Here is a 2723-nt window from a genome sequence, read left to right as displayed (position 1 = left end):
GTTCGTCGGCTCGTCGAGGAGCAGCAGGTCGGGCTTCTCGAGGAGGAGCTTGCACAGCGCGACGCGGCGGCGCTCACCACCCGAGAGGTTCGTGACGGGCTCGTCGGCGGGCGGGCAACGGAGCGCGTCCATCGCCTGCTCGAGCTGGTTGTCGAGATCCCACGCGTCGGCCGCGTCAATCGCGGTCTGGAGGGTGCCCATCTCTTCCATGAGCGCGTCGAAGTCAGCGTCGGGGTTCGCCATCTCGGCGGAGATCTCGTTGAAGCGGTCGAGCTTGCCCTTGATGGCACCCACACCCTCTTCGACGTTTTCGCGCACCGTCTTGGTCTCGTCGAGCGGCGGCTCCTGCAGCAGGATGCCGACGGAGAAGCCCGCGGTAAGCTTCGCGTCGCCGTTCGAGGGCTCGTCGAGCCCGGCCATGATCTTCAGGATCGTGGACTTACCGGCGCCGTTCGGACCAACCATGCCGATCTTGGCGCCAGGGAAGAATGACATGGTCACGTCGTCGAGGATGAGCTTGTCGCCCACCTTCTTGCGGGCGCGGACCATTTGATAGATGTACTCGGCCATATGTTCCAGTCTACTTACCAGTCGATGTCTTGGGTCTTACCAATGAGGCACTTGCCCGTCGGAATCAAGCTAGCCGTTCGAGATGGTGATTGACACCGGTTCGCCATCGTTCGGGTCGTGCCCCGTGAGCCGATACAGCTCGACCTCGGCGCCGCGAGTCACCTCGACGTAGATCGCCACGAGTCGGCCCTGCGCCTCCACCTCGGTCCACGCGAGTACCTCGGAAAACCCCGCAGCACCGGCGAGTGAGTACCAGGCAACTTCGGGCGTCGAACCGCGTCGCTGTTCCCAGAACGCGACCCGGTAGTTGGGCACTTCGTTGCGCAAATCTTCATCGTCGCCGCGGATTTCACTGAACCGAATCGAATCCGAATTACTGGTTTTCCTCATAGTTCCACGATGACTGGTTCGGGCGACTTCATCGCAACCCCGCACGCCACGCTCCGCCACGGACCGTAAACAGTACTAGTTTTACTCCCGCCAACATTGGGAGGCGCAACTACTTGATAATACGTCACATTCCGAAAACTGCCCGGCCCGGCACTACAGTTAGTTGCTGAATTGTGCTTCAGGTAATTTACGCCGAGGCGACCCTTGAGGCTACTTGGCCAAGAACCGCCACCACTTTTCTGCAAGGTCACCTTCATGTAAATTTCCGCAGCAGATTTGTCACATTTTATCGAGCTCGTAACGTTAATCGTTCCACCAACATGAACTGACGGATGTGGATAGTTCTGAGTCAACAGGCAAGTAATGGTCGCCGCTTCGGCACGATCGGGTCCAGCGGCTACAAGGCCCATGGCCACCACCCCTGAAACCAGAATCCCACTGATTACGCGCGAAAGACCACTTCGGGTTGATTTAGTTTTCATAAGCCCATAGTAAACAAGATTCGCTCAATCGGCACCTATCAATCTTTCCATGTTTCCAGATTGAGACTGTTCCGTACGACACCTCGAGCCACCAATTAATCTGGCTCTTCGGACTTTCGGTGGGGGTAGGGCTCGCCGGGTGAGGTTCGACGGGTAGGGGTCGAGGTCCCCGAGGATCAGAAGCGCTAACCACCTGATCCATTACGAGGACCTCGACGTGCTTCACCCTACTTCGGTGTGCGCTGACGCGCGCTCTGCCACTGACCCGTGTTCCCGCTGTGACCTCCTGCTCGGCCTCGAGGGCGTCCATGTCGAGCACGTGGACCGCCGCAACGGACTACTGATCGTGACGGTCTCGAGTCCTGCGGCGCCTGCCGGTTGCCCGTCGTGCGGGACCGTCGCGACCGGCCGTGGACGTCGCCGCCGGCTGCTTCATGACGTGCCCGGCATGACACGGGTGCGAATCGTGTGGCGGCAGCGAGTCTGGCGGTGTGACGAGTCGGGCTGTGCACGGCAGACGTTCGTGGAACAGCTGCCGTCTCTTGTCGCCCCGCGTGGGGCACTCACCCGACGCGCGGTCGTCTGGGCAGTCGGTCAGCTGCGTCGCGAACACGCCACGATCGAAGGACTGCGTCGCCAGCTGGGCACGTCGTGGAAGACGGTGTGGCGGGCCGTCGAGCCGGAGCTTGTGAAGCTCGCGGCCGATGAGTCCCGGTTCGAGAACGTGACAACGCTGGGCGTTGACGAGCACATCTGGCATCACGTCGACCCGCGCAAGCGCGGTCCGAAGGAGCTGACCGGGATGGTCGACCTCACCCGCGACAGCACCGGGAAGACGCGGGCCCGGCTGCTGGACCTCGTGCCGGGCAGGTCGGGGAAGGCCTACGCGACCTGGCTCAGCGCACGTGGCGACGCATTCCGCAAGCAGGTGAAGGTCGCGGCGCTGGATCCGTTCGCCGGTTACAAGACCGCGATCGACGACAAACTGCAAGATGCCACCGCCGTGCTGGACGCGTTCCATGTCGTCAAGCTCGGCACTCAAGCGGTCGACGAGGTCCGCCGCCGGGTCCAGCAAGACACCCTCGGCCATCGCGGACGGACCGGCGACCCGCTCTACGGGATCCAGACCATCCTCCGCGCCGGGGCGGAGAACCTGACCGAGAAGCAGCAGGCCCGCCTCATCGCGGCGATCGAGGCGAACCCGGCCCACGACGAGGTGTTCGTCGCATGGCAGTGCGCCCAACAACTCCGCGCTGCTTACCACCAGAGAGACCTGACCAC

Annotated in this window: 3 protein-coding genes; 1 reads left to right on the top strand and 2 read right to left on the bottom strand. The window is 62.4% G+C overall.

Annotated features, from left to right (window positions below; genetic code table 11):
* Both B3T59_RS23575 and B3T59_RS23570 read right to left on the bottom strand, forming a co-directional pair.
* A partial coding sequence (locus tag B3T59_RS23575; protein ID WP_287005275.1) for an ATP-binding cassette domain-containing protein occupies positions 1-570 on the bottom strand: 570 nt, incomplete at its 3' end.
* Positions 571-639: 69 nt separating this feature from the next.
* Positions 640-960 carry a hypothetical protein gene (locus B3T59_RS23570; RefSeq protein WP_287005274.1) on the bottom strand — a complete coding sequence of 107 codons (321 nt, stop codon included), beginning with the start codon at positions 958-960 and terminating at the stop codon, positions 640-642.
* A gap of 699 nt (positions 961-1659) precedes the next feature.
* Here B3T59_RS23570 and B3T59_RS23565 point away from each other — a divergent pair.
* Positions 1660-2723, top strand: a 1064-nt coding sequence (locus B3T59_RS23565) for an ISL3 family transposase (protein ID WP_349681983.1), incomplete at its 3' end; no start/stop codon positions are given.

The sequence above is a fragment of the Gordonia sp. UBA7860 genome (assembly GCF_002500165.1).
Lineage (GTDB): Bacteria > Actinomycetota > Actinomycetes > Mycobacteriales > Mycobacteriaceae > Gordonia > Gordonia sputi.
This window is presented reverse-complemented; position numbering and strand designations above follow the sequence as displayed.